This is a genomic window from Micromonospora sp. WMMB482, from assembly GCF_019038635.1.
Taxonomy (GTDB): domain Bacteria; phylum Actinomycetota; class Actinomycetes; order Mycobacteriales; family Micromonosporaceae; genus Micromonospora; species Micromonospora marina.
On record NZ_JAHOPD010000020.1, the window covers coordinates 4276416 to 4302194 of the forward strand.

General features: G+C 71.1%; 24 protein-coding genes, 1 pseudogene and 2 riboswitches. Of the genes and pseudogenes, 20 read left to right on the top strand and 5 right to left on the bottom strand.

The features are described from left to right. Positions 1 to 5: 5 nt before the first annotated feature. Complete coding sequence (locus KSK32_RS21335) at positions 6 to 485, bottom strand: DUF4279 domain-containing protein (protein ID WP_216932789.1); 480 nt, start codon at positions 483 to 485, stop codon at positions 6 to 8. Between the two features lie 1129 nt (positions 486 to 1614). Between KSK32_RS21335 and KSK32_RS21340 the strand changes: the two genes are divergently transcribed. The 4 genes from KSK32_RS21340 (at position 1615) to KSK32_RS21355 (ending at position 5196) form a co-directional block, all read left to right on the top strand. Then, complete coding sequence (locus tag KSK32_RS21340; RefSeq protein WP_289256351.1) at positions 1615 to 2304, top strand: tetratricopeptide repeat protein; 690 nt, start codon at positions 1615 to 1617, stop codon at positions 2302 to 2304. A gap of 35 nt (positions 2305 to 2339) precedes the next feature. Further along, positions 2340 to 2651: a transposase gene (locus tag KSK32_RS21345; protein WP_216932790.1), complete on the top strand. Its 312-nt coding sequence runs from the start codon at positions 2340 to 2342 to the stop codon at positions 2649 to 2651. Continuing rightward, a complete protein-coding gene (locus tag KSK32_RS21350; protein ID WP_216932791.1) occupies positions 2648 to 3361 on the top strand; it encodes an IS3 family transposase in 714 nt (237 codons plus the stop codon). The genes KSK32_RS21345 and KSK32_RS21350 overlap by 4 nt, the downstream gene beginning before the upstream one ends. 569 nt (positions 3362 to 3930) lie before the next feature. Then, complete coding sequence (locus tag KSK32_RS21355; RefSeq protein WP_216927931.1) at positions 3931 to 5196, top strand: IS701 family transposase; 1266 nt, start codon at positions 3931 to 3933, stop codon at positions 5194 to 5196. A 577-nt stretch (positions 5197 to 5773) separates the two neighbouring features. Here KSK32_RS21355 and KSK32_RS21360 read toward each other — a convergent pair. Continuing rightward, positions 5774 to 6064, bottom strand: coding sequence for a barstar family protein (locus KSK32_RS21360; protein ID WP_216932792.1), 291 nt, complete (start codon positions 6062 to 6064; stop codon positions 5774 to 5776). 610 nt (positions 6065 to 6674) lie between these two features. Here KSK32_RS21360 and KSK32_RS21365 point away from each other — a divergent pair. The 5 genes and pseudogenes from KSK32_RS21365 (at position 6675) to KSK32_RS21380 (ending at position 10591) form a co-directional block, all read left to right on the top strand. Then, the gene (locus tag KSK32_RS21365) at positions 6675 to 7457 is read left to right on the top strand and encodes a transposase family protein (protein WP_216932793.1); all 783 of its coding nucleotides are present in this window, start codon (positions 6675 to 6677) and stop codon (positions 7455 to 7457) included. Positions 7458 to 7676: 219 nt separating this feature from the next. After that, positions 7677 to 8888: pseudogene (locus KSK32_RS21370) on the top strand (helix-turn-helix domain-containing protein). Positions 8889 to 9146: 258 nt separating this feature from the next. Beyond that, entirely contained in the window at positions 9147 to 9326 is a 180-nt protein-coding gene (locus tag KSK32_RS21375) for a hypothetical protein (protein WP_216932794.1), read from the top strand. Next, complete coding sequence (locus tag KSK32_RS33535; RefSeq protein WP_289256352.1) at positions 9323 to 9631, top strand: hypothetical protein; 309 nt, start codon at positions 9323 to 9325, stop codon at positions 9629 to 9631. Before KSK32_RS21375 ends, KSK32_RS33535 begins: the two co-directional genes overlap by 4 nt. Positions 9632 to 10081: 450 nt before the next feature. Further along, positions 10082 to 10591: a DinB family protein gene (locus KSK32_RS21380; protein WP_216932795.1), complete on the top strand. Its 510-nt coding sequence runs from the start codon at positions 10082 to 10084 to the stop codon at positions 10589 to 10591. 28 nt (positions 10592 to 10619) lie between these two features. Here the strand turns inward: KSK32_RS21380 and KSK32_RS21385 are convergent, their stop codons facing one another. After that, positions 10620 to 11363, bottom strand: a complete 744-nt coding sequence (locus KSK32_RS21385) for an alpha/beta fold hydrolase (RefSeq protein WP_216932796.1) — start codon at positions 11361 to 11363, stop codon at positions 10620 to 10622. 58 nt (positions 11364 to 11421) lie between these two features. Between KSK32_RS21385 and KSK32_RS21390 the strand changes: the two genes are divergently transcribed. From KSK32_RS21390 to KSK32_RS21400, 3 genes are all read left to right on the top strand, one after another. Continuing rightward, positions 11422 to 12378, top strand: a complete 957-nt coding sequence (locus tag KSK32_RS21390; RefSeq protein WP_216932797.1) for a YafY family protein — start codon at positions 11422 to 11424, stop codon at positions 12376 to 12378. A 942-nt stretch (positions 12379 to 13320) separates the two neighbouring features. Beyond that, positions 13321 to 14295, top strand: coding sequence for a hypothetical protein (locus KSK32_RS21395; RefSeq protein WP_216932798.1), 975 nt, complete (start codon positions 13321 to 13323; stop codon positions 14293 to 14295). 4 nt (positions 14296 to 14299) lie between these two features. Then, entirely contained in the window at positions 14300 to 14686 is a 387-nt protein-coding gene (locus KSK32_RS21400) for a glyoxalase/bleomycin resistance/extradiol dioxygenase family protein (RefSeq protein ID WP_216932799.1), read from the top strand. A 50-nt stretch (positions 14687 to 14736) separates the two neighbouring features. Here the strand turns inward: KSK32_RS21400 and KSK32_RS21405 are convergent, their stop codons facing one another. Next, on the bottom strand, positions 14737 to 15177 hold the full coding sequence (locus KSK32_RS21405; RefSeq protein ID WP_216932800.1) for a nuclear transport factor 2 family protein: 441 nt from the start codon (positions 15175 to 15177) through the stop codon (positions 14737 to 14739). A gap of 29 nt (positions 15178 to 15206) precedes the next feature. Here KSK32_RS21405 and KSK32_RS21410 point away from each other — a divergent pair, with 29 nt between their 5' ends. Further along, entirely contained in the window at positions 15207 to 15974 is a 768-nt protein-coding gene (locus KSK32_RS21410; RefSeq protein ID WP_216932801.1) for a helix-turn-helix domain-containing protein, read from the top strand. Between the two features lie 51 nt (positions 15975 to 16025). On the opposite strand, the gene KSK32_RS21415 is transcribed toward KSK32_RS21410, so the two are convergent. Beyond that, on the bottom strand, positions 16026 to 17129 hold the full coding sequence (locus KSK32_RS21415; RefSeq protein ID WP_216932802.1) for an FUSC family protein: 1104 nt from the start codon (positions 17127 to 17129) through the stop codon (positions 16026 to 16028). Between the two features lie 296 nt (positions 17130 to 17425). Next, positions 17426 to 17572, top strand: a riboswitch (cobalamin riboswitch). A gap of 97 nt (positions 17573 to 17669) precedes the next feature. Here KSK32_RS21415 and KSK32_RS21420 point away from each other — a divergent pair. The 7 genes from KSK32_RS21420 to KSK32_RS21450 all read left to right on the top strand — a co-directional run bounded on the left by KSK32_RS21420 (position 17670) and on the right by KSK32_RS21450 (position 25723). Beyond that, the gene (locus tag KSK32_RS21420; protein WP_216932803.1) at positions 17670 to 18713 is read left to right on the top strand and encodes a peptidase; all 1044 of its coding nucleotides are present in this window, start codon (positions 17670 to 17672) and stop codon (positions 18711 to 18713) included. Positions 18714 to 18748: 35 nt separating this feature from the next. Further along, positions 18749 to 19234, top strand: coding sequence for a hypothetical protein (locus tag KSK32_RS21425; RefSeq protein WP_216932804.1), 486 nt, complete (start codon positions 18749 to 18751; stop codon positions 19232 to 19234). Positions 19235 to 19361: 127 nt separating this feature from the next. After that, positions 19362 to 19434: riboswitch (cobalamin riboswitch) on the top strand. 159 nt (positions 19435 to 19593) lie between these two features. Then, positions 19594 to 21048 carry a cell wall anchor protein gene (locus tag KSK32_RS21430; RefSeq protein ID WP_216932805.1) on the top strand — a complete coding sequence of 485 codons (1455 nt, stop codon included), beginning with the start codon at positions 19594 to 19596 and terminating at the stop codon, positions 21046 to 21048. Continuing rightward, complete coding sequence (locus KSK32_RS21435; RefSeq protein WP_216932806.1) at positions 21045 to 21974, top strand: hypothetical protein; 930 nt, start codon at positions 21045 to 21047, stop codon at positions 21972 to 21974. Before KSK32_RS21430 ends, KSK32_RS21435 begins: the two co-directional genes overlap by 4 nt. Continuing rightward, positions 21967 to 23169 carry a CbiQ family ECF transporter T component gene (locus KSK32_RS21440; RefSeq protein WP_216932807.1) on the top strand — a complete coding sequence of 401 codons (1203 nt, stop codon included), beginning with the start codon at positions 21967 to 21969 and terminating at the stop codon, positions 23167 to 23169. Before KSK32_RS21435 ends, KSK32_RS21440 begins: the two co-directional genes overlap by 8 nt. Then, positions 23166 to 24797, top strand: a complete 1632-nt coding sequence (locus tag KSK32_RS21445) for an ABC transporter ATP-binding protein (RefSeq protein ID WP_216932808.1) — start codon at positions 23166 to 23168, stop codon at positions 24795 to 24797. The genes KSK32_RS21440 and KSK32_RS21445 overlap by 4 nt, the downstream gene beginning before the upstream one ends. Beyond that, positions 24794 to 25723, top strand: a complete 930-nt coding sequence (locus KSK32_RS21450) for an ECF transporter S component (RefSeq protein ID WP_289256353.1) — start codon at positions 24794 to 24796, stop codon at positions 25721 to 25723. Before KSK32_RS21445 ends, KSK32_RS21450 begins: the two co-directional genes overlap by 4 nt. Positions 25724 to 25779 lie beyond the last annotated feature (56 nt).

Below are 25779 nucleotides of genomic sequence, written 5' to 3' on the forward strand. Positions count from 1 at the left end.
GAACTTCAGTAGACGTACTGATCGCAGTCGAGCCACAGATTTAGGCGAGCCACTCGCCGCATCGTCGCCGCGGTGAGGTGGAAAGCGGGAGTTGTCACCAGGATGTCGCCGGCTCTGTCTCGTCCGGAGCACATCTCGATCACGACGTTGATCCCTGCCCGGAGTTCCAGTACCTGCTGGGCGTGCGCCAGCCCTTCGGCGTGAGGCTCGATGACATCGAGCAACTCCCTGAGAAGTAGCTCCGTGTCGTACTCATCCCGCTGCGGCACGTCGACGTACCAGCCGCTCGATCTGCGCACGCGCGGCCCCGAGGCTTCGCCGCGCCTGTGAACCCGCGTGGGCTCCAGCCCGACCAGCCGCGTTACGTGTGCCGGATCGAAGTCCAACCCATCAGCATCCCCCGCAGGCGCCACCGTCAGGTAGGCGCGTTGGATGCACCCGACCACCGCAGGGCCGGTGACACCCTGGTCTTCATCGCTGTCCACGATCCGGAGAGCATACGCCCCTGGAATGCCTCGAAGAGCTGCCTGTTCTCACTCCGCAGCGCCGATCGGGACATCCGCGCATGCCGCTGATAAGGCGCGGCATACCTGAGCATGTCGGGTCGACAACCGGGCCGTGGAAGCGGATCGGGAGCAACTGTGCCCAAGGGTCGCTGACCGGGCGTCGGCGTCAGCTAGGACGGCTCGGGCAAGTGGCCACAGTGTCTGACGAACGACGTGCAGGACGGGCCGACGCAGGCTGGACGCAGCAGCCCGGGCGCGAGCCCCTGAGCGGGGGAGCAGGTTGGGAGCAACAGGGTGCCCTGAACGGCCTTGAACCGCACCGAACGGCAGCTGGTCGCACCCAACTGCACCCACCCCTGCCTGCGGCTTCGCGTTTTCGCAGGTCAGAGTCGGTGCGGCGTCCTGCTTCACACAACTGCACTCAACGGCATTGAACAGCAGTCAACGGCACTCTATGTCGGCTGGTAGGGGAGTATTCGCAGCTCAAGACGGTAAGGACCTTGTGAGTGTTCATGCCTTGCAGGTGGGTGCAGCGTGGCGAAGTGGTCACCGTGTCCGAAGTGCTCACCGACAACGGGCAGAGCCGAGGGCTTTGACCTGCGGTGACGTGGATGAGCGGTCCGGCGTGACCTCCCAGAGAACGCCGAAGTGGTCAGGGTGCGCTGCTCCCAGTCCTGCTGGTGCCCGGCTGTCGCCGGGGATCCGTTGAAACCGGTCGAGAGAGCCCTGTTATATCGACGCATGACTCTGGCTCGCGCCGTGCTCGCGTCGATGTGATTCCGAGGGCTGAGACTCGAATCCCACCAGCAACGCGCTGACCAGCGCTTCCTGGGCGGTGAGCCCTTCGGCGTGCCCGAAGTGTCTGCGGCTCGGCATACGGGGGCCGACGGGCTGATCATTCGGGCCTATATTCGCCCTAGTGAAGTCGACGGGTTGGCGTAGATGGCTGCGGCGGGGGACGCGGGTTGACGCTTCGCTGCGCCAGGTCGGGGCAGTTGTTGATGAGGCGGTGGAGCTCTCGCGCGCTGGTCGTTTCGATGATGCGGTCGAGATGGGCCGTCGGGCTGTGGAGATGTTGTCTGGCTTGACAGCGCGGGACCGTGGCACGGTGCTGCCCACTCTCGTCTTGGCATGCACCAACCTGTCCTACTACTTGTCGGACGCTGGCCGGCTGGCGGAGGCGCTGGTGCGTGCGGAGGAGGCGGTCCGGCTGGCCCGGGAGCTTTACGCCATCGACCGCCGTCATGAGGAGCAGCTCGCGGAGGCCCTGGAGGCGCTCGCCAGGCGACTTATGAGTTGTGGCCGAACGCCGGAGGCGCTGGTTGCCGGCCGTGAGGCGTTGGCGTTGATGGACGTATGTCCTGACGTGCTGCTGTCGCGGCTGCTTGAGGCCTACGCGATGGCGTTGGCGGCGACCGGCCAGCACGCCGAGGCGCTGCAGGTCAGCGACCGTGCCCTGCAGTTGCTGCGTAGGCTGGCTGTGGATCAACCGGTCGGCTCGCAGATGCACGACGCCCTGGGCAGGGTCTTGAGCCTGCACGCGAACCGGCTGTTCGAGGCAGGGCGGTGGGAGGAAGCGGTCGACGTCGGCGCCGAGACGGTCACACATCTCCGTGAGTCGATGACGGGCAGCCAGCCGCGGAGTCTGGCCTACCTGGCGACTGCTCTGAAGAACCAGGCGGTTTATCTGGCGGGAGTACGACGGACGGCGGAGGCTCTGGCGGCGGCCGCGGAGGCGGTCGAACTGAGCCGTCAACTTGTCGCAGTGAGCCACCCCCGTTTTCATGGAGCTTCTTGACCATGGTCTGATGGCCGTGGGGGAGGAAGTCGTCCGTGGCAGCACCGAAGAAGTACCCCGATGAGCTACGTCAGCGCGCTGTGCGCCTGTATCGCGAGTCGGACCCGAAGCCCGTGATCCGGCGCCTGGCCGAGCAGCTCGGTGTTCATCACGAGGCGCTCAGGAACTGGATCCGTCAGGCCGAGGCCGATGCGGGCGAGCGCACTGACCGGCCGACCAGCGAGATGCTGGAGGAGAATCGGCGGCTGGTGAAGGAGAACGCCGAGCTTCGACGGGCGAACGAGATCTTGAAGGCTGCGAGCGCGTATTTCGCGGCGGAGCTCGACCCGACCCGGCGACGGTCATGAGGTTCATCCACGAACACCGTGACCAGTTCGCGGTCGCGCTCCTGCTACGGGTCCTCAACATCGGCGCCTCGACCTACTACGCGTGGGTCAAGCAGGCCGAGCAGCCCTGCGACCGGGACGTGGTCGACCTGGGGCTGATCTCCAACATCCACGAGATCTGGGAGACCTCCGGACGCACCTACGGCGCGGACCGGGTCCACCGGCAGCTGCGCCGTGACGGCATCGGGGTGGGCCGCAAACGGATCGAGCGGTTGATGGCGCAGCAGGGCTGGCAGGGGGCGTTCCTGCGTCGAGGCTGGCGCGGCGGCTCCACCCGGCAGGATCCCCGGCACACGCCGGCGCCGGATCTGGTCAACCGGCAGTTCACCGCCGACGGGCCGAACCGCCTCTGGGTCGCCGACGCCACCCGCATCCCGTGCGGTGAGGGCGTGTTCTGGCTCGCCGCGGTCCGCGACGTTTTCTCCCGCCGGATCGTGGGGTGGAAGACGTCTGACCGCTGCGACACCGACCTGATCCTCGCCGCCCTCGAATACGGCATCTGGTCCCGCGATGTCCGCGACGGCCAGTTGATCCACCACTCGGACCGCGGGTCGAACTACACGTCGTTCCGCTTCTCCGAACGCTTACAGGACAACGGGATCCTGCCCTCGATGGGCTCCGTCGGCGACTCCTACGACTGTGAGACTTTGAGGCGCCGTCAGGCGGCCTGACTCTTGCTTACGACTGACCCCGCGGTTTGGGTGTCCTTGCTGTTGATCTGTCGTCTGCCTGGCGGTGCAGCACCAGTGGTGCTGGCCGGGCGGGCAGTGACCTCATAGGAGCCTGATCCGACCGGCCCGCCGACAGTTCACACCGGAGAGGGCACTCGGGAGGCGGCCCTTCTGCTTGCTGCCTTCGGCGGGGCCAGACGGCTCCAAATGGAGTTGCCGCACGGTTCCGCGTCATGGTTGGTTGAGGTGGGATGCCATCCCGCCAGCCACCGACCCAGGCAAGCCGAGCAGACCATGGCCCAGGTGTGGGCCGGCGGCAGACAGGGACACGTAGCGACGCGTGATTGCGGAGCACGGGACACGGTCAGGCGGCGGACGCAGCCGGAACTGTCCATGATCCCGGCGTCTAGTACGGCAGCCGCCGTTTGAGATTCTGCTGGTGACCTGGGGTGGACGCGGGGCGGCCACCGCGTGATCGTCTGTACGTTGTGGACATAACTTCAGATCTTGCGGTGGCCGCGTGCCACAGCCTAGCTGTTGCACGGTGGGAGCGGGTGCTGGCCGAGGTGCTGGGCTGCTTCGCGGGCCGGTTCGGGCGGGTGGAACCGCGCCGGGCGGCCGGACAGTTCGTGACCGGGCTGCTGGCTGACCTTGAGGTCAAGACGTGTTGGCAGTTGGCCGAGCAGGCCGGGCACGCCGGGCCGGATGCGATGCAGCGGTTGTTGTACCGGGCGGTGTGGGACGCCGACGCCGTCCGCGACGACCTGCGGCAGATGATCGCCGGCCGGTTCGGCGGTCCGGACGCGGTCCTGGCCGTCGACGAGACCGGCGATCTGAAGAAGGGCATCCACACGGTCGGGGTGCAGCGCCAGTACACCGGCACGGCAGGGCGGATCGAGAACAGTCAGGTCGGGGTGTTCCTGGGCTACGCCGGCGCCGACGGGCACACCCTGATCGACCGGCGGGTGTATCTGCCAGCGTCGTGGACCGACGACCGCGACCGGTGTGCTGCTGCCGGGGTGCCCGAGGACATCGAGTTCGCCACCAAGTCGGAGTTGGCCGCCGACATGATCACCGCAGCCCTTGACGCCGGGGTGCCGGCCGGGTGGGTGGCTGCGGACGAGGCTTACGGCAACAGCGCCGCCTTCCGCGCTGGCCTGCGCGAACACGAGATCGGTTACGTCCTTGCGGTGTCCCGCAGCCACCTGGTGCCGATCGACGGCAGCAAGACCCGCATCCGCGCCGACCGGATCGCCGCTGACCTGCCCGCCTCGGCGTGGCAGCGCCGCTCAGCCGGCGCCGGATCCAAGGGGCCGCGTTTCTACGACTGGGCCTGGCTCGATGACGTGTGCACCGACGCTGACCCCGACGACGGCGGCCGGCACAGCCTGCTGATCCGCCGCAACATCACCACCGGTGAGCTGGCCTTCTACCGCTGCTGGACCCCGAGACCGGCCACCCTCGTCCAGCTCGTGCGGGTCGCCGGAATCCGCTGGAGCATCGAGGAGAGCTTCCAGGCCGCCAAGAGCCAGGTCGGCCTGGACCAGCACCAGGTCCGCCGCTGGGACTCCTGGCACCGATTCACCACCCTCGCCCTGGCCGCCCTCGCCGTGCTGACAATCAGCGCCGCTGACGCCACCCACGACGAGCCCACCGACACGGGACTGATCACGCTGACCGTCAACGAGGTCCGCCGCCTGATCAACGCCTGCCTCATCCGCCCGATCACCGACCTCGCCCATCGTTTGCACTGGTCAGGCTGGCGACGACGGCATCAAGCCCGAGCCCGACGAGCCCACTACACACGCCGGCTCAACCTCGAACTTCAACCATGATCCCAAACGGCGGCTGCCGTACTAGGGTGGAACAGATGATGGGCACTGTTTGGTGGTAGCGAACCTTGCGGCGGTGAGAGTCTTGTTCGATGATTGGCAACGCGGCTGGGCCTCTTGGAGTGGCCAGCGCCGTAAAGTCAGGAACCGTAACTCCTACCGCTTACTCGTGCTTTCCTGGCGGAGCAACTTGCTCGCGCTTGCTCTTGGCGCACTGATTCAGTTTCTGTCGATCAAGAACATCGTTGGTAACACCACGGGACTGGTTCTAGCTCTTCCGTGTGTTGTGGTATTTCTAGTGTCTGCACTCGTGGCTGTCGTGGCGCTAGCAATTGAGGCCGCCCATTTCTCGCAGACCCCACTTGGGCGAGGGTCAATCCAGCGTCAAGCTCGGTTTGGCACCATGTTTTTTGTGGATCTAGTAACGCTTCGTGTGCTTCCACGTAGAAGTTCAGGCGCTGGGTGACTTACTGAGTGACGACCGTGCCGTGCATACTCGGACGTTGTCGGATCGTTCGTGCAGGTGATCGCTCCCGCAGCCGCAGGCCACCGCATTGTGGTTTCCTTCGGAGCGAAGAGATCAGCGCAGCTCAAACGTGAACCGCTTCTCGTGGCCAGCCTCTTGGTCCTCGGCCTCCACGGCTCGCAGGAGGCCACAGATCCTTTCGAATCGCTCCGCTCCAAGACTCTTCTCGCTGGCCTGCCGGTCAGTCCAGACCACGGCGACCGGGCGGGGAACATCCTTGCTCAGTCGGTCCCACAGAGCATCCAGGTTCGCACCGTAGTACGGCCCGAAGTCGAGAGCGCGGGCCAGGAGTTGGTGAAGGTCGGCTTCGGTTCGCATCTTGCGGCCGTCGATTTCCAAGAGCACGTGTCCTCACCCGTCCCTGCTGGCAGCTACGCCACCGACGCGCGTCTCGTCTGGGCCAGGCCCGTGCCCGATCCATGCCCGACACAGCGGTCAACACGGGGCGACAGGGCCACGTGAGCTGCCCGGCGATCAACGTTCGGTAGCGATCTTCCTGATGCTGCTACTACCCACCGTATAGATCAACCCGATCGCCAGGCTGACCGTGCGACATGCGGCCGATGACCGGTGACTGCTCTACTAGTGGGGTGCGTGGCCGCCTTTTCTACCTGACGATGCTGGCTGGGGGCGTGGTGGCGGCCGTGGTCGGACTCATGGTCGCTCTGGGTTACGTAGAGCAGCCAGGACCCTTCAACGAGGCGTTGTTGGGGGCGATCGGCGGCGGGATGACGGGGGCGGGTTTCCGGCGCCGGAGGAAGTACCGCTCGCCGGGCCTGGGGCACACCCGGGGCACAAGACGGCGTGAAGCCTCGGTGACCAGCGACCAATGAGCCATTTTCATCGTGACGGTGCAGGTCACGGGCGGTGCGGGGAGGCCGGTGTCTATGTAGGACGAGGCTCCCGGTAAGACAGCAATCGACCAAGATCAGATGCCCCAACCGGGAGCCTCGCTGTGCTGTCTTACCCTGCCGCGATTCCGTTGTCCACCCGCAGCCTGAATCACCTCGCCGCCCTCATCCGAACCCGCCGCCAGCAGCGACGGTCCCGGTGGCGACGCCTCGACCTCGGCCGGCAAGCCCTGCTCGCCCTGGCCCACCTGCGCAACGGCGACACCCTGACCCGCCTGGCCGCCGGCTTCGAGATCGGCGTCACGACGGCCTGGCGTTATGTCCGCGAGGCCATCGACCTACTCGCCGCGACCGCCGACAACCGGGCCGCGGCCATGACCAGGATCCGGCTGCTCGCCTACGCGATCCTCGACGGCACCCTGATCCCGATCGACCGGGTCGCCGACCAGAAGCCGTACTACTCCGGCAAGCACAAGCGTCACGGAGTGAACGTGCAGGTCATCGCCGACGCGGCCGGGCGTCTCGTCTGGGCCTCGACCGCGCTGCCCGGCTCGACGCACGACCTGACCGCCGCCCGCACCCACGGCATCATCGACGCCCTGACCAGCGCCGACGTGATGACCTTCGCCGACAAGGGCTATCAAGGCGCCAGCGGCAGTGTGCGCACTCCGTTCAAGCGGCGCCGCTTCCGGCCGAAGCTGTCACGCCGGCAAAAGGGCGTCAACCGGGCGCACGCGAAGATCCGCGCCCGAGGCGAACGCGCGATCGCCACCCTCAAGACCTGGAAGATCCTGGCCAAGCTGCGCTGCTGCCCACACCGAGCGACCGCGATCGTGCAGGCCATCCTCGTCCTGCACCACGATGAAGCCGACCGCAACGCAGGATGAAAATGGCTCAATGATGTGAGGCCGCGACGTGGCGCGGCCAGCGCGTCGAGCAAGCCAGCGCAGGTGAAGTGGACGCACGTCTAGGTTGGAGCCAACACGAGGGCTCCGGGCAGCGTGCCGGTGTGTTCGGGGTTATGCGGCCGCACGTAGCTCGGTAGCGTTGGTGCCACGGCGGCCCAGTTGGCCGGTGGCGCATCCCGCGCTAAGAGGAGGTCCGGGATGGAATCCTTGCCGGAGTTGACCTTCGGGCAGCGCTTAAAGGTCTACCGAGAGCGGTCCGGAAAGACTCGCGCGGTGCTTGGTGGGTTGGTGGGGCGAAGCGCCGAGTGGGTCAAGGCGGTCGAGACCGACCGGATCCTGCCGCCGCGCATCCACATGCTGGATCGCATCGCGCGGGCACTGAAGGTCGACGTGTCCGCCCTGGCCGGCGAGCTGAGCGACCGGTCCGCGGTGGTGAACGGGCCTGAGCATCCGGCGCTGGCGTCTGTGCGGGACGCCGTTAACCGTGTCGTGCTCTCCGACGAGGCCGCTGTGGAGTCGTTGGCCGGTTTGCGTGAGCGGCTTGCGGTGGCGTGGCGGGCGCGTCATCAGGCGTCCGATCACCGGACGGTGCTGGGTGGGCTGCTGCCGAGACTTCTGCACGACGTGCAGCGGGCCGCGCTGGTGTACGAGGGCGTTGAGCGTCGGCGGGCGCAGTCGCTGTTGGCGGAGACGTTCGGGTTGACGCAGATGTTCCTTGCGTACCAACCGGCTGCCGAGTTGTTGTGGCGGGTCGCGGATCGGGCGATGGTGGCGGCGCAGGATTCCGGTGACCCGGAGGCGGTGGCTCTCGCGGCATGGTTCCTGTGTCAGGTGCATCGGGACGCCGGGGACTGGGACACCGCCATGGTGGTGACCCACGACGTTATGTCGGGTCTGGAGCCGAGGGCGGCTGACGGGGGCGCGAATCTGCTGGCGTTGTGAGGTGCGCTCAACTTCGAGGCCGCGTACACCGCCGCGCGTGCCGGCGAGGAAGGCCGGGCCTGGCGGTACTGGGATCGGGCGGACCGGGTGGCGCAGCGTCTGCCGGAGGGCTTCTATCAGCCGCAGACGTCGTTCTCCCGGGTCATCATGGGCGCCCACGCGGTGACAGTGGCGGTGGAGTTGCAGAAGTCCGGCGAGGCGGTACGGCAGGCGCGCCGCCACGACTCGGCGGCCATCCCGTCGAGGCCGCGCCGGGCACGCCACCTCATCGAGGTGGCGCGGGCACACTACGGCAAGGACGACAAGGAAGCGGCCGTGACGACGCTGAGGCAGGCGTACGAGTCGGCCCCGGAGACGATCCGCTTCAACGGGTACGCCCGCCAGATCACGTTGGACCTGCTCGACGGTCCACGCTCCGCCCGTGACGACGCCCGTGACCTCGCGGTCAAGGTCGGGCTCCTCTCCTGATCCAGGGGTAGGAACCTTACCCATTCCGCTCCGCGACCGACCGTAGCCTCCTGCTCACGGGATGCGGCGGGCGGTGCGGGTATCGCCTGGTCGCCGCGTCCCCCTTTCTGCCACCGCGCTGACTCTTGCTCGCAGGCACCGGCCGGTGTGGTCGTGGCGGCTCTGGCGGCGCATCTGCCGCTGTGGGTCCGACCTGCCCTGCCGCGCCCGGCATCGGATTCCGATCAATCGGGGCCACTGGCCGTCGGAGGGTGAGCAGTGACCAGCGGGCAGGAACAGGCGATCGTCGCGGTTCACGTACGAGGGCTCGACGGCATGTGTGCCGGCTGCCGGGCGTGGTGGGCGCGGCTCACGCCGTACCCGTGCTGGCAGGTGGAATGGGCGACCAGTCGGCAGGCGCGGGCGATCACCGCGCGGTTCCTGGAGGGTGCGCGGTGACGAGCCACGGCCCGGTCATGCCGGTCTGGAGCTGTGGCGGCTGCGACCTGCCCTGGCCGTGTCCGACCCGCAAGCGCGAGCTGCGGGCGGAGTACGCGGATGCTCCGGTGTCGCTGGCCCTCTACCTCGGTGCCTACCTCGTCCAGGCCACCGAGGACATGCCCTGGACGCCGGCGGGGGTGCTGCACTGTCGCTTCCTCGGTTGGACCAGGGCGGCCGACCAGCCCATGCCGGCAGTACAGCAGCGACGTACAGCATCCGTGCCAGCCGAACCGAGCCGGGCAGCGCGTGATCAGCCCGTCTGACCTCATATCAAGCCTGATCCGATCGGCTCGCTGGGAGTGCACACCGAAGCGGTCAGCGCGACTTCCGCTGTCGGCCTCAGTCTGCCCAAGAGCTCGAAGGACATAGCCTGGCTCTACGTCAGACGCTGCCACGTCAGGCAGTACGAGAGATGCGGTACCGGGACGCGAGTGCAGCTCAACGTAGGCGCGGGTTTCGGCCACGACGTTGCCGCCGCACAGGACTTTTACCATGTCGCCTTGGCGCAGGTCGGTCGGACTACAAGACCCGGACACGATCACTGGGCGGCCCGTGACGTCGAAGACGTGGGCGATCACCATCTCGAAGCGCGGTTCCGGCACCAGCCGAGTGTAGGAACCGTTGGCGGAGAGGCCGTCTGAGGTCCGCCGCAACCACCCGCGATACTGGTTCTTGTGGTGCGCGACCCACTCGTGCCTGCGGATACTGGTCGGGTGACCATCGAGTTTCCTTCGCCCACCGTTCCGGCCGCCGGACGTACGGAAGTGTTCCTGCGCTACCTCGACTACTTCCGGGACACGGTGGTGGCGAAGGTGCTCGCGCTGTCCGAGGACGACGTACGCCGCAGCGCGCTGCCGTCCGGGTGGACGCCGCTGGAACTGGTCAAGCACCTGCGATACGTGGAGCTGCGCTGGATCGAGTGGGGATTCCAGGGGCGCGACGTCGGCGACCCGTGGGGTGACCGGCGCGACGACCGGTGGTGGGTCGCGCCGGAGGAGACCCGGGCCGACCTGCTGGCCGCGCTGCGCGCGCAGGGCCGGCACACGCGGGCGGTGGTGGAGGGCAGCGACCTCGACGCGATCGGCGCGCCCGGTGAGCGTTGGGACGGCGCCGAGCCGGCGTCGCTGGAACGGGTGCTGTTCCACCTCGTGCAGGAGTACGCCCGCCACCTCGGGCACCTGGACATCGTGGCGGAACTGGCAGGCGGCCCGACCGGCGAGTAGCTCACGCGGGTCGCCCGGGCACCGCGGGCTATGCCGTCGGCCTGGCTTCGTGCAGGATCCGGGCCAGCTCGGCCGGTCGGCTGAGCATCGGCCAGTGCCACGTCGGCAGTTCCTCGTACCGCCACGAGTCACCGGCCATGTGCCAGCACAGCGGCACGGTGGCGGCCATCTCGCGTGCCTGCTCGGCGGTGAAGCTCGACAGCACGCCGAGGCGGGGCAGCTTCTCCCACGCCCCGGTGAGCCGCACCGGGGTGGTGGCGGTCGCCCACGGCTGGGCCACCGACCGCTCATCGAGCAACGCGACGACGGAGTCATCCACGTCTGCTGCGCTCGCCGCCAGCTCGGCCCACGGCGGGGGCGGCAGCCGCCAGCCGTCGCCGTGTTCGGCGACCACCGCCGCGTTGCGTTCACGCTCCGGCGGCGGGCTGAAGTCGTCGTTCGCCGCCCCGTCGGGCAGCGGGCCGGTGTCGACGAAGACCAGTTGGGCGATGCGGTCGGTCATGCGGTCGGCAACGGCTGTCGTCACGACCGCGCCGGCGTAGCTGTGCCCGACGAGAACCACGTCGTGCAGGTCCTCGTAGCGCAGCAGGTTGACCACGTCGGTGACGTGGACGTCGAGGTCGGTGTCCGGGCGGGCCAGGTGGGCGCGTTCGCCCAGGCCGGTCAGGCTCAGCGGGTACACCTCGTGGCCGTGCCTGCGCAGGGCGGCGGTGACGGGGCGCCAGGCCCATGCGCCGAGCCAGAACCCGGGAACCAGTACGAAGGTCGTCATGCATGACACGCTACGATCAATACCGGACAGGTTCCGCCCGGATTAGGAGTGGGGATTTGTGACCCGGCCGACCGCGCGCGTACTGGCGTTGCTGGAGATCCTCCAGGCCGGCGGCGGCTTCACCCTCGCCGACCTGGCCGGTCGGCTGGGCGTCGACGAGCGAACGGTCCGCCGATACGCCGCGCACCTCGCCGACCTGGGCATCCCGGTCGAGGCCCGGCGCGGTCGCTACGGCGGATACCGGCTCGCGCCCGGATACAAGCTGCCGCCACTCATGCTCACCGACGAGGAGGCGGTCGCCGTCATGCTCGGGCTCGTGGCCGCCGGCCGGGCCGGGCTGGTCACCGCCGAAGGCGCGGCCACCGAGAGCGCGACCGCGAAGATCCGCCGGGTGCTGCCGGCCGTTCTCGCCCGGCGGATCGATTCGCTGCTGGAGACAGTGGACTTCACCGCACGGGTCCGGAAGCCCGCCCCGGCCGGCATCGAGGCGCTGCTGGTGCTCGCCGACGCGGCCCGACATCAGCAACCGGTGAACATCACGTACACCACCTGGCGCGGCGAGTCCGGCGAGCGCCGGCTCGACCCGTACGGGCTGGTCTTCCACGCCGGCCGGTGGTACGTCACCGGCCACGACCACAACCGCCGGGCCGTACGGACGTTCCGGCTCGACCGGATCGGGACAGCCCGCCCCGCCCCGGGCAGGTTCGACATCCCGGCCGGCTTCGATCCCACCACGCAGGTCCTCACCGGTCTGGCAGCAGTGCCGTACGCGCACGACATCTCCGTGGTGCTGCACACCAGCCTGGAGCAGGCGCAGCGACGGATCCCGCCCTCGGTCGGCACGCTCACCGAGGTTCCCGGCGGAGTACGCCTCACCGCCCGAGCCGAACGGCTCGACGGTGCGGCACAGATGCTCGCCGGGCTCGGCTGGTCGTTCACGATCGACCGACCGGACGAACTCAAGGACGAGGTACGCGCCCTGGCCGCCCGACTGCTCACCGACGCTGACGCTTGAGGCTCGGTAGTGGTAGTCAGAGCCGCCTCGGCCCAGTGCGGATGGCGCGCGGCTGGGTCAGGCCGGCGGATCGTCTCGGAAGAGAGCTTCCCTCAAGCCTCGGCCTCCCCAGCGGGTGGCGACGAGTTCGGGTCGAGGACGGGTCGGCTCGGGCACCCCTCGGTGCGGTCTGGTGTCGGGCGCAGGACGGTCCCAATCGGCGATCAGCGCGAAAGGATCGGTCACGCGGTCCGGTTCATCCTCACACCGCTCCCGGACAACCATCGCTGGATGGAAGCGCAGTTCCTGCGCCATCCCGCAGTCGTCGGCCCGCGAGGCGACCACGGCCCCGCAGCCTCGACAGGCGACGCAGGGATCCATCCCACCATCGACCAGCAGCCCGTGCGGACACGGTCATGGACGAAGCGTGTCCCGCGTACGTCACCGGGTGAGAGGACGAAGGTGCCGGTGAGCTGATCACGGCCGTAGGCGGCCTCGTCGATCGCGTAGGCACCCGGGTCGAGGAGCGGCGGGTTCACGTGGTGGCAGTCCAGGACCGACCAGTGCGGCGGCGCCGGCAGTTCCACCAACCGGACCGGGACGCTCAGCGTGTTCCCGCAGCCCGCACACCGAAAGCGCTCCACTGCCGCAGTGTGACATCGCAGCCGAGTCACGGCATCCGAGATCGGCCGCGCGATGGTCGGTGGGTGGGGCCCGTCAGTGAGCGTCGCTGCCGGAGTGGCCGAACCTCGGTCACTGAGGACGGTGAACTCACCGCAGCACCCACACGGCGGTACAGCAGGCATGCCCTGGCACGTCGGCGGCGTGGCCCCGGCCATGCCTTCGCTGAGCAGCGGCTCACCCGAAGACGGGTACGGTACGGCGGTGAGCTTTGCCGGGGGAGCTTCGTCGAGTTCAGGTCGGCCCTGAACCATCTCCTGGCCAACCGCGGGGGACGTGGCGATGACTGTTGACTGGAGCCGGCTCACGCACGCGTGGGGCCGGGCGACCGACACCCCAGGGCACCTGGCCGCGCTGGAATCCGGTGACGCCGACGCCCGGGAGGCTGCGCTGTATCACCTCGACATCAAGGTGCTGCACCAGGGTTTCCCGGAGACGGCGACCGCGCCTGCGGTTCGGGCCGTTACCGCGCTGCTCGCCGAGGGACGAGCCCACCCGGACACCGTCGAGCCGCTTCTGGAGTTCCTCGGCGATGCGGCGGTTAGCGTGATCGACCTCGCCGACGACCGCTACTTCACCGAGCTCCTGCCGGACCTCGCCGAAGCCGTGGCCGAGGCGTACCCGGTGGTGCTTCCGCTGCTCGCGGCGTCACCGCCGGGCCGGGCGCTGTTCCGCGCGGAGAATCTTGTGGCGATCGCGCGGATGCGGTCCCTCGCGGGCCGGCGGGAGGAACTGGCGGTGCTCGTCCTGCAGTGGTCGGAGCGAGGCATCGAACCGCAGGCGGAGTGGCTGCACTGCCTCGGCCGACTCGGCGTCGACCTCCGCGACCGGCTCACCGATCCGGACCCGGCGGTCCGCCTGCAGGCCGCGCTGGCTCACGAGGACGACCCGCGCGCCCGTGAGCTGATCCTGGCCGCGCTGGCCTTGCCGCCACCTCCGGGGGTGCACCAGTACGCGCTCGTCGCCGCGGCGATCCGCGTCGCCGCTGACTTCGACGAGATCGCGGCGGCTGCCTGCCGAATGGCTGGCCGGGACAGTTGGGCCGGCTTCGACGACGGCTGGGGCGCGTTGGTGCGGTTCGCGTTCCCCAAGCCGTACGCGAAGCGCCGGCCGCTCACCGAACCGCAACGCGCGCTGGTTCGGGCGCTGGTGACCAACGACCAACTCTGGGATCCGACGAACGGGAGCTGCCGCCTCGTCTTCAAGGAGGCCGGACTACCGAGCACCCGGAGTGCGTGCGGCCGGATCGCCGGGTGAGCGCATGTGGACCTTCCGCAGTCCCCAGGTGATTCTCTTCAGCGACGATCTGACTCGGGCGGCCGCCTTCTACACCCGGCTGGGATTCCGGGAGACCTTCCGGGTACCGACCGACGGCGAACCGGTTCACATCGATCTCGTCCTCGACGGATACAAGATCGGGATCGCCTCGGTGGCCTCCACCCGCGAGGACCACGGCTTGGACCCGGTCGCCGAAGGCCAGCGCGTCGCGGTCGTCCTCTGGACCGAAGACACCACAGCGGCTTACGAGGGCCTGGTCGCAGGCGGAGCACCCGCTCTCGCGCCTCCACACGTGTGGCTCGGCCGGTTACTGATCGCGTGGACCGCCGACCCCGACGGCAACCCGATCCAGATCGTTCAATCCCTCTGAGGCTGCCGGCCGCTTGCTGCGATCCGGCATCGCAGGTGGCATACGCACGGTCAGTGCTGCGCAGGTTTCCACCACGCGAGGTTGGCGTCCACCTGGGCCACCGGCTCGATGATCTCCCACGCCTCGGCGATCAGCCCGTCGTCGATCCGCCAGATGTCGACGACCGCGATCTCCGGCCCTGCGTCGGGAAGCCAGCGCCGCGAGTACATCACCACGTGATCGCCGTCGGCCAGCACCTGATGGATCTCGACCTGCATGCCGGCGAGCGGTACCAGCGCGGCGCGAACCGCGGTGAGCCATTCCACCTTGGTCGATGTGGTGGTACCCGGCCTGTGGTGGACGAAGTCATCACTCAGAAACGGTGCGAGCGCATCGACGTCGCCCGTCTCGATCAGTCCTGCCAGCGCCCGTTGGACGATGCTCTTGTTCGCCGTGGTCATGGACGCAGTGTTCGCGTGCCCGCTGCGATTGTCGATGAACTCGGATTTCATGGCTTCTCGGTCAACGATGAGTACGCTCCATGAGCGTGCACACGGTCGGGGAACTCCTGCGGCAGTGGCGGCAGCGCCGGGGACTCAGCCAACTGGATCTCGCGATCGCTGCGGACGTCTCGGCTCGTCACGTCAGCCTGGTCGAGACCGGTAAGTCCAAGCCGAGCTCCGACATGATCCTTCGACTCGCGGATCAGCTCCACGTGCCGCTGCGTGATCGCAACCGGCTGCTGCTCGCCGGGGGCTTCGCACCTCGGTACGCCGAGCGGCCGCTCGACCACAACTCACTGGCAGCCGTTCACGACGCCGTCCGGAGGGTGCTCCGCGCCCACGAGCCCTACCCGGCGGTGGTCTTCGATCGCCGGTGGAACATCGTGATGACCAACCGCGCCGTCGACCCGTTCTTCGCGCAGGTGGCTCCGGACCTGCTGCGGCCGCCGGTCAACCTGGTACGGCTGGGACTGGACCCGCGCGGGTTCGGGCGCATGGTCGTCAATCTGGCCGACGTGCGCGCGGTGTTCCGCAGCCGGATCTCACGCCAGCTCGCCACTGCTCCCGACCCTGAGCTCACCGCACTCTACGAAGAGCTGCTGGCGCCCGAACCGGAGGACACGCCGGGCCGGCGGATCGAAACGGACGTCGTGATACCGATGATCCTTCGCGTCGGCGGACGGGAGCTGCGGCTGTTCTCGACCATCACCACATTCGGCACCCCGACGGACATCACGATCGACGAGATCGCGATCGAGTCCTACTACCCGGCCGACGCGGAGAGCGCCGCCTACTTCACGACGTAGCGTGCTGCCTCGGCGACGGGCGCCGGCAACGTCGCCCACGGCAGCCGGGTGTCATGCCCGGCTCAGGCCGAGCGCCTCGTCCACCCGGTCCAGCACCGTCACGTCGTCGTGGCCGACACCGCGCAGCAGGTCGATCGCGGTCGCCCGGATCTGCCCGACGATCATGGTGACCGGCAGCGGCGGATCGGTCCGCAGCAGGCCCGCGGCGAGCCGTACCGCCTCCAGGGCCGCCGCGTCGGCCCGCTGCGCGTGCCGGTCGGCGTCGGCGCCGGTGAGGTCGTGGGCCATGGCCTCACCGGCCGACCGTACGGCGGAGGTCAGCGCGCCGATCGCGGCGGCCAGTTCCGGCGGCGTGGCGGTGTGCCGGCGGGTCAGGGTCACGCCGGCCCGGGCCAGCACCCGGATGTTGCGGGCGGCGTAGTCGAGCTGCCGCAGCGTGGCCTCCACCTCGGCGAGCTTGCCCAGGTGCCGGCGGCGCAGTCCGAGCCGTAGCGTCTCGCCGGTGGCGAGCACGGCGGCCTGCATCTCGGCGACGCAGTCGTCCACCTGCCGCGCCCGGTCCAGCGCGGCGCGGGCGGCGTCCTCGTCGCAGCCCCGCAGCGCCGCGTTGACCCGGTCGAGCAGGTCGGCCAGGTCGGTGTAGCTGCGCCGGGCCTGGGCCACCAGTGGGGCCAGCGGGTCACGGGCGGCCATCAGCTGGCTGGCGGCAAGCGCGACGGCGCCGCCGATGAGCGCGTCGACGAAGCGGAACGGCATCAGCGTCCCGTTCGGCGCGGAGACCACGACCAGGTACATGGCCGAGAGGGTGGCCTGCACGACCAGGGCGCGGCGGGCCCCGATCACCACGAGCGTCGTGGTGGTCAGCAGCAGCACCAGTAGGACCGTCCCGGTGCCCGGACCCAACGCGTACACCAGCAGCTCCGCGACGAGCACGGCGGCCGCCACGGCGAGCAGGATCTCGACGGTCTGCCGCAGCCGTCGCCCGCGGGACTCGCCGAGCACGACGAGCGCGGCGGTCGGCGCGAAGAACGGGTCCGGGTGACGGATCACCACCGCCGCCACGATCCACGCGACCACAGCGGCGGCGGTCAGCTCGACCACCGTCATCCCGTCGCTGCGCAACCGCGCGGCGGCGTCGCGCACCCAGGTCCGCACCGGTGGTACCCCTCTCGCCGGGCAGACCGGGCCCGGCCGCCGATCGATCTTCCGCGAGGAGGGCCACTACCCCGGCTGTGACCTGCTCAATCGCTCGGGTGACGGGCGGCTCGTTCGAGGGCTCGCCGGGTAACTGTCGGCGGCCACGAAGAGCGTGCCGGGCTTCGGGAGCCGCAGGGGCAGCGGCTGATCGCAGGTCCACGACCCTCGCCGACGGCGGCGGGACGTGAGACCGCCGCCTCCGCCGTCCGTCACGGCACGTGTCCGGCTCCTGGCGCATTGACATCGGAGCTGCGGCCACATAAGACTGTCGCGACAACTCAACCAACGCGTGTGCGTGCGGGGGAAGACCGGTCGAAATCCGGCGCTGGCCCGCAACGGTAGGCCGTCCAGTGGACTCTGGGCGGCGAGCCCGAATACCCGTCGTACGCGTGCATCCGCTCCCCACCCGTCGTGGCCCACGGGTCGGAGTCCCTACCGACCCGGCGTTGCCGCGTCGGTAGGGCTTTCGACGACCGCCGGGCCGGAAAGGCGCTTCCGATGGTCGTCCGCCGAAGCCGGCACCGCCTGCTCGCGCTCCTCTGCGGCGCGCTCGCCGCCCTCACCCTCACCACACCAGCCGTCGCCGCACCCGAGCGCGCCGGAGCCACCCGCCCCGAGGCCGCCGCCGGCTGGCTCGCCCGGCAACTCGTCGACGGCGAACGCTTCGAGGCGGTCTTCGACGGTGTCGCCTACCCCGACCAGGGGCTGACCCTCGACGCCGTGTTCGCCTTCGCCGCTGCGGGCGCCGCCGACGACTACGGCGCCGACGCGCTGGCCTGGGTCACCCGGCCGGACGTCCGCGACGGCTACCTCGGCGACGGTGTCTCCGAGGCGTACGCGGGTGCGACAGCCAAGCTCGCGCTCGCCGTGCAGGTGCGCGGCGGCGACCCGGGCGACGTCGGCGGGGTGGACCTGATCGCCCGGCTGCGCTCGCTCCAGACGCCGGCCGGGCGGTTCAGCGACCGGTCCGCGTACGGCGACTACAGCAACGCGTTCAGCCAGTCCTTCGCGGTCCTCGCCTTGGACCGCACCGCGCTGGGTGCGCCTCCTGCGGCGGCCGCCTGGCTGGCCGGCACCCGATGCCCGGACGGCGGCTACCCGCTGCTGCCCGCGCAGCCGGTCTGCGTGTCCGACGTGGACGCCACCGCGCTCGCGACGCAGGCGCTGCGCGCCGCGGGGCGTCGGGCCGACGCCGCCGCAGGGGTGCGCTGGCTGGTGTCCGTTCAGGGCGCCGACGGCGGCTTCACCAACGTCGCCGGCACGCCCAACGCCAACAGCACCGGCCTCGCCGCGCAGGCCCTGCGCGACGGCCATCGGCCGCTGGCCTGGGCGCGCGCCCGGGGGTTCCTCGCCGGTCTCCAGCTCGGCTGCGCCGCCGCACCGGCGGACCGGGGCGCGGTCGACTTCGACGGCGGCGGCTTCGACCCGGCCACCGCACCCCGGGCCACCGCCCAGGCCGTCCTCGGTCTCACCGGGACCGGGTACGCCCGCTTGTCCGCCGCCGGCGCCGAACCCGGCGCACCGGCGCTCGCCTGCCCGTGAACCCTCTCGCCGCTCACCCGATCACAGGAGGACCCGTGTTCCGTCCCCGTTCCACAGTCCGCAACTGGCTGGCCGGTCTGCTGGCCGCCGTCGTGGCGGGCGTCGCGCTTACCGCCGTCGAACCCACGCCCCGGGCGGCGCACGCCGCCGCCTGCGTCGGTACCTCGGGAGTCACCGTGGTCGTCGACTTCGCCGCGCTCGGCGGCGGCGTCCAGGTCGGCTGTGCCCCGGGCGATCCGGCCACCGGGCTGGCCGCGCTGCAGGGCGCCGGCTTCACCGTCACCGGCACCAAGCGGTGGGGGCTGGCCTTCGTCTGCCGGATCAACGGCAAGCCCACCGCCGCGACCGAGCCGTGCGTCAACACCCCGCCGGTCACGGCGTACTGGTCGTACTGGCACGCCCCCAGCGGCGGCTCCTGGTCCTACAGCACCTCGGGGGCGACCAGCTACAACCCCGCGCCGGGCAGCGTGGAGGGCTGGTCCTTCGGCGCCGGCGCCCCGCCGGGCATCGCCGCACCCTGAGCCGCCGGCAGCGGCGTGACCAGCGGCGCACCGGGTGCCGGCCTCCGCTCTGGCGTCGACGCGCGCCCGGGCGGTACGGTGTCGGCACCCGGTGCGCCGGGCACACAACTGCATACGTCCCGAGCGGGGGGAAGCCGGTTCGAAACCGGCGCTGACCCGCAACCGTGAGCGAGAGTCCCCTTTCGCGAGCCGGAATGCCCCGCCCGGGACGAGCGGCTTCCACTGTCGAGGTCTACAGGGTGAAGTCCGGGCCGCCGAGGTCCGGCCCACCCCGCTCACCGCAGCACGCGGAGCGGGGTGTCCGTTTCTCGGGGTGCTTTCCGGAGGTTTCACCGACCGCTCTGCGAAAGGCACCCCTGATGCCCCTGCCCCGGCGTCTCACCACCGGTCTCGGTACAGCCACGGTGGCGACCCTTGCCATGATCACCGGAGCTCCGCTGACCGTGGTCGCGGCACCCGCCCCGGCCCACGTCACCGCCGCCCGCGACGCCGGGTCCTGGCTGGCCGGCGAGTTCACCGACGGCTCGCTTCCCGGCCCGTTCACCCCCGAGGACTGGGGGCTGACCATCGACGGCCTGGTCGCGCTCTCGGCCACCGGCGTGGACGCGCCGACCCGGCAGGCGGCGACCGCGCAGGTCGCGGCACACGTGCGGTCCTACAACAGCATCGACGACTGGGGCTACGAGGGCTTCACCGACGGCGGGGCCACCGCGAAGCTGCTCTACGCCGCCTCCGCCGCCGGCGCCGACCCCACCGACTTCGGCGGGTACGACCTGCGGGCGGAGACGCTGTCGCTGATCGCCGGAGCGGACGCCGGTCACCAGCGGGGACGGATCACCAGCCGTACCACCGCCGACAGCGGCCCGGACGCCAGCAACACCTTCGACCAGTCGTTCGCCGTGCTGGGCCTGGCCCGCAGCGGCGACCTGCCGCAGGACACCGTGGACTTCCTGATCCGGCAACAGTGCACCGCGGGCGGCTTCCGGCTCTACCCGGACACCGCCGACGGGCCGTCGCCGTCCTGCGACGAGCAGGCCGGCGCCGTCCTCGACGTCGACTCGACCGCGATGGCCGTGCAGGCGCTGCTGGCCGCCGCAGCGGGCGGCGCCACCGGCGCCGGCGACGCCGCGCGCAAGGGCGCCGGTTGGCTGGTGACCCAGCAGCACGCCGACGGGTCCTTCGGCGGCTCGGGACCGACCACCGGCGCGAACTCCAACAGCACCGGCCTGGCCGGGCAGGCCCTCGCCGCCGCCGGGCGCGACGACGAGGCCGCCCGAGCGGCGGAGGCCCTGGCCGCGTTGCAGCTCACCGCGGGCAACGGCGGGGCAGCCTCTGCCGACACCGGTGCCATCGCCTACAACACCGACGGAATCACGGCGGCGAAGGCGAACGGGATCACCGAGACCGACCGGGACCAGTGGCGCCGGGCCACCGCTCAGGCCCTGCTCGGGCTCGCCCAGGTTCCGCTGGGCCGGATCGGCCTCGACGCGCCGCCCACGTCGTCGCCCACCCCGACCGGCACGGCCTCGCCCACCACGACGACCTCGCCCACGGTGTCTCCCACGGCCACCGCGTCGCCGACGCCGACCGGCACGGCCAGCCCGACGCCGAGCTTGACCAGCCCTGCGGGTACCCCCGCGCCCACGACGGCCGCGCCGACCACCGCCGCTCCGCCGATCACGACCCCGGCCGCCTCAGGACTGGGCGGGCTACCGACCACCGGCGCGGCGATCGGCAGCTACCTGCTGGTCGCGCTGCTGCTGGTCGGTGGCGGAGTGACGCTGCTCGTGCTCGGCCGGCGGCGGGCGGAATGAGCCTCCGTACCGCCCGCAGCGCGCTGGTCATCGCCCTGGTCACCGCAGGCACAGTGATCGGGCCGGGCGGTATCGCGGCGGCCGCCGGGTCGGCCGGCTACTGCCCGGACGCCTCCGGGGTCACCGTCGTGGTCGATTTCAACGAACTCGGCGGCGGGACTGTGGTGCGCTGCGCGCGGGGCACCCAGGCCACCGGCCTGGCGGCGCTCAAGAACGCGGGCTTCCAGATCACCGGCACCCTGCGCTGGGGCGAGGGGTTCATCTGCCGGATCGAGGGCAAGCCGTCGGCCGCAGCGGAGAAGTGTGTCGACACGCCGCCGGCCAGTGCCTACTGGTCGTACTGGCACGCCCCGAACGGCGGCAGCTGGACGTACAGCGACAAGGGCGTGCTCAACCGCAAGCCGGCGGCCGGCAGCTTCGAGGGCTGGTCGTTCTCGCTCAACCGCAACGCCAGCGACGCGCCGCGCCCGGGGGTGGCGCCGAAACGACCCGCCCCACCACCACCGCCACCACCGCCCCCGCCACCACCACCGCCACCGGCAGGCGGCGGGCCGGCGGTGCCACCACCGGCGGGAGGACCCGTCGTACCGCCACCGGCCGGCGGCGGCCGACCCGGTGAGCCCGGCCGGCCGGCCGGCACGTCCGGCCCGTCGACTCCCGCCGGTACGTCACCGTCGGCCAGCACGCCGGGTGGCCCGGCCTCGGCTGCGACACCGGGCGCTGGCACCAGCGTCACACCGGGCGCTGCTACCAGCGCGGCACCGGAGGGCTCCTCCGACGAGCCCGTGGTGACCGACGTCGCCGCGTCCCGCGAGGACGACGGTCTGCCACTGGGCACGATCGCCGGGGTGCTGCTGCTCGCGGTGCTCGCCGCCGGCGCGCTGGTCGCCGCGCGACGGCGGCGTGCCACCGACCCGGATGACTGACGCGGGCACGACCGCTGACGCTGGTCGCCGGCCGGCTCGCTGGTCCGCATGGTGGCTGCTGCCCCGGGGGCTGCACCCGGGCGCGTGGTGGCTGTGGGCGCTCGGCCTGGCCACCGCGGCCAGCCACACCACGAATCCGCTGCCGCTGGCCCTGCTCGTCGCCGTCGCCGCACTGGTGGTGGTGCGGCGTCGCGGCGACGCCCCGTGGGCGCTGGCGTTCCGCATGTACGTCTGGCTCGGCGTGGTGATCGTCGCGATGCGGGTGGTGTTCCGGATCGTGTTCGGCGGCGGCCAGGGCGAGCACGTACTGGTCCGGTTGCCGGAGATCCCGCTACCGGAGTGGGCGGCGGGCATCCGCCTGTTCGGGCCGGTCGCCGTCGAGCAGATCCTCGGCGGCTTCTACGACGGGCTGCGACTGGCGACGATGCTGATCTGCCTCGGCGCGGCGAACGCCCTGGCCAATCCGAAGCGGCTGCTCAAGGCCGTACCCGGTGCCCTGTACGCGGTCGGCACCGCCGTCGTGGTCGCGTTGTCGGTCGCCCCGCAGCTGGTGGAGAGCGTGCTCCGGGTCCGCCGGGCCCGGCGGCTGCGCGGCGCGACCGGGCGGGGGATGCGGGCGTTGCGCGGGATCGCCCTGCCGGTGCTGGCCGATGCGCTGGACCGGTCCCTGGCGCTCGCGGCCGCGATGGACTCCCGCGGTTACGGCCGCACCGGCGCGGTGCCCGCCGGGCAGCGGACCGTCACCGGCGGGCTCGTCCTCGGCGGGCTGGTCGGCGTCTGTGCCGGCACCTACGGGCTGCTCGACAGCGCCGGACCCGGCTATCTGGGGCTGCCGATGCTTCTGGCCGGACTGGCGGCCGCCGTGACCGGCATGCTGCTGGCCGGGCGCCGGGTACGCCGCAGCCGTTACCGACCGGACCGCTGGCGCCCGGCCGAGCTGCTCGTGGCGGGCTGCGGGGTGGCCGCCGCGGCACTGACCATGCTCGCCGGGACGGTGGACCCCCAGCTGCTCTACCCTCCGGTCAGCCCGCTCACCTGGCCCCAGCTGACCCCGCTGATGCTTCTCGCCGTCGGCGTCGCCGCGGCGCCGGCCTGGCTGGCACCACCACCGCCCGTGGTACGGGCCCACCGCCCGCCGGTGGCGGACCCGCCCGTCCCCCTGCCGACGACACCCTCATCGGGGGACCGCTCATGATCACTTTCGACCGGGTCACCGTCCAGTACGCCGAGGGCGGCCCGCCGTCGCTGCGGGACGTGACGCTGCACATCGACGAGGGCGAACTCTGCCTGGTCGCGGGCCGTACCGGCGCCGGAAAGTCGACGCTGCTGCGGGCGATCAACGGCCTCGTCCCGCACTTCACCGGCGGCACCCTGCACGGTGCCGTCACGGTCGACGGCAGGGACACCCGCTCGCACCCGCCGCGCGACCTCGCCGACGTCGTCGGCGTGGTCGGCCAGGACCCGCTGGCCGGCTTCGTCACCGACACCGTCGAGGAGGAACTGGCGTACGGGATGGAGCAGCTCGGCCTGTCGCCGGCGGTGATGCGCAAGCGGGTGGAGGAGACCCTGGACCTGCTCGGCATCGCCGATCTGCGGGACCGGCCGCTGCGGACGCTGTCCGGCGGACAGCAGCAGCGCGTCGCCATCGGCGCGGTGCTCACCGCGCACCCCCGGGTGCTGGTGCTCGACGAACCCACCTCCGCGCTGGACCCCACCGCAGCGGAGGACGTGCTCGCCACAGTCACCCGGCTGGTGCACGACCTCGGCGTGACAGTGGTTCTGGCCGAGCACCGGCTGGAGCGCGTGCTCCAGTACGCCGACCGGCTGCTGTACCTGCCCGGCGACGGCCACGTGCACGACGGCACGCCCGCGACGGCGCTGACCCACATCGACATCGCGCCGCCCCTCATCGAGCTGGGCCGCCTCGCCGGCTGGACACCGCTGCCACTGTCGGTCCGCGACGCCCGCCGGCGGGCCTCCGGCCTGCGGCACCGGCTCGCCGGCGCGGAGCCGCCGCCGGCCCCGGTGGTCGCGGCCACCCGTCCCACGCTGACCGCACGGAGGATCGTCGTACGGTATCCGGGAACCGTCGCGGTGGCCGGCGTCGACCTCGATCTGCGAGCCGGCGAGATCGTCGCGTTGATGGGCCGCAACGGATCCGGCAAGTCCAGCCTGCTCTGGGCGGTACAGGGCAGCGGCCCCCGCCAGGGCGGCACCGTCGCCGTGGCCGGGCCGCAGGGCACCGCCGACCCCGAGGCCCTGCGGGCCGGGCAGGCCCGCCGGTACGTCGGCCTCGTCCCGCAGAACTCCGGCGACCTGCTCTACCTGGAAACCGTCGACGCGGAATGCGCCCAGGCCGACCGGGAGACCGGCGCGGCGGCCGGCACCTGCCGGGCACTGCTGGACCGGATCACCCCCGGTCTGCCCGGCGACCGGCACCCCCGGGACCTGTCCGAGGGACAGCGGCTCGCCCTCGCGCTCGCCGTGCAGCTCACCGCTGCTCCGCCGGTGATCCTGCTCGACGAGCCGACCCGCGGCCTGGACTACCACGCCAAGCGGCAGTTCACCGCCATCGTCCGGATGCTGGCCGGCGACGGTCGAGCCGTTGTCGTCGCCACCCACGACGTCGAACTCGTCGCGACCCTCGCCGACCGGGTGATCGTGATGGCCGAGGGGGAGATGGTCTCCGACGGCACCACCGCGGAGGTCATGCTCGCCTCCCCGGCCTTCGCGCCGCAGGTGGCCAAGGTCCTCGCACCCGCACCCTGGCTGACAGTGGAACAGGTCGCCGCCGCGATCAGCGTCACCAGGGAACCGGCGTGAGCGTGCTGCGGGTCGCCCCGCGTACCGCAGTGGTGCTGACCCTCGCCTCGGCCGCCGCGCTGGCCACCTTCACCTGGCCCTTCTTCGTCCCCGCGCACCCGGAGAGCACCGCCCGAACCGCCGAGGCGCCGCTGGTCTTCCTCGTCATGCTGCCGGTACTCGTGGCGCTCACCCTCGCCGAACTCACCTCCGGCGGCATCGACAGCAAAGCCCTCGCGATGCTCGGCGTACTCGCTGCCGTCAACGCCGCCCTGCGCCCCCTGGGCGCGGGGACCGCGGGCATCGAGACGGTGTTCTTCCTGCTCGTCCTCGCCGGCCGGGTCTTCGGACCCGGCTTCGGGTTCCTGCTCGGCTCCACGTCGCTGTTCGCGTCCGCCCTGCTCACCGCGGGCGTCGGACCGTGGCTACCGTTCCAGATGCTCTGCGCCTCCTGGATCGGCCTCGGCGCCGGCCTGCTTCCGGCCCGGCTGCGCGGCCGGGCCGAGACCGCCGTCCTGGCCGGCTACGGCGCGCTCGCCGCCTACGGCTACGGCCTGCTGATGAACCTGTGGTTCTGGCCGTTCAGCGTCGGCGCGGACACCCAGCTGTCGTACGTCGCCGGGGCGCCCGTCCTGGAGAACCTGCACCGCCTCGCCCTCTTCACCGCCGTCACCTCCACCTTCGGCTGGGACACCGGCCGGGCGATCACCACCGCCGTGGCGATCGTCCTCGCCGGTCCGGCCGTCCTCGCCGCGCTGCGCCGCGCCTCCCGGCGGGCCGCGTTCGGCGCGCCCGTCACCTTCGCGGCGGTGCCCGGCCCGTCCACGCCCCTGATGGATCGTGACGACATGACCTCGCCCCGCATGCCGCAGCCACCCCACCCTGACCGCCGCGACGTCGCCCGGCCACAGCCGACGGGCGAAGCGATGGTGCCGAACAGTGAGTAGTGATCTGCTAAGGCGTGGGCGGTCGAGGGGGCGGCGGCCGCGGTCTCGGCCACCGT

Coding starts and splice junctions, on each gene's coding strand:
- KSK32_RS21350 (WP_216932791.1), top strand. CDS start 2,648: ATGAGGTTCATCCACGAACACCGTGACCAGTTCGCGGTCGCGCTCCTG.
- KSK32_RS21400 (WP_216932799.1), top strand. CDS start 14,300: ATGTGGACCTTCCGCAGTCCCCAGGTGATTCTCTTCAGCGACGATCTG.
- KSK32_RS21410 (WP_216932801.1), top strand. CDS start 15,207: ATGAGCGTGCACACGGTCGGGGAACTCCTGCGGCAGTGGCGGCAGCGC.
- KSK32_RS21435 (WP_216932806.1), top strand. CDS start 21,045: ATGAGCCTCCGTACCGCCCGCAGCGCGCTGGTCATCGCCCTGGTCACC.
- KSK32_RS21385 (WP_216932796.1), bottom strand. CDS start 11,363: ATGACGACCTTCGTACTGGTTCCCGGGTTCTGGCTCGGCGCATGGGCC.
- KSK32_RS21420 (WP_216932803.1), top strand. CDS start 17,670: ATGGTCGTCCGCCGAAGCCGGCACCGCCTGCTCGCGCTCCTCTGCGGC.
- KSK32_RS21395 (WP_216932798.1), top strand. CDS start 13,321: ATGACTGTTGACTGGAGCCGGCTCACGCACGCGTGGGGCCGGGCGACC.
- KSK32_RS21405 (WP_216932800.1), bottom strand. CDS start 15,177: ATGAAATCCGAGTTCATCGACAATCGCAGCGGGCACGCGAACACTGCG.
- KSK32_RS21440 (WP_216932807.1), top strand. CDS start 21,967: ATGACTGACGCGGGCACGACCGCTGACGCTGGTCGCCGGCCGGCTCGC.
- KSK32_RS21445 (WP_216932808.1), top strand. CDS start 23,166: ATGATCACTTTCGACCGGGTCACCGTCCAGTACGCCGAGGGCGGCCCG.
- KSK32_RS21430 (WP_216932805.1), top strand. CDS start 19,594: ATGCCCCTGCCCCGGCGTCTCACCACCGGTCTCGGTACAGCCACGGTG.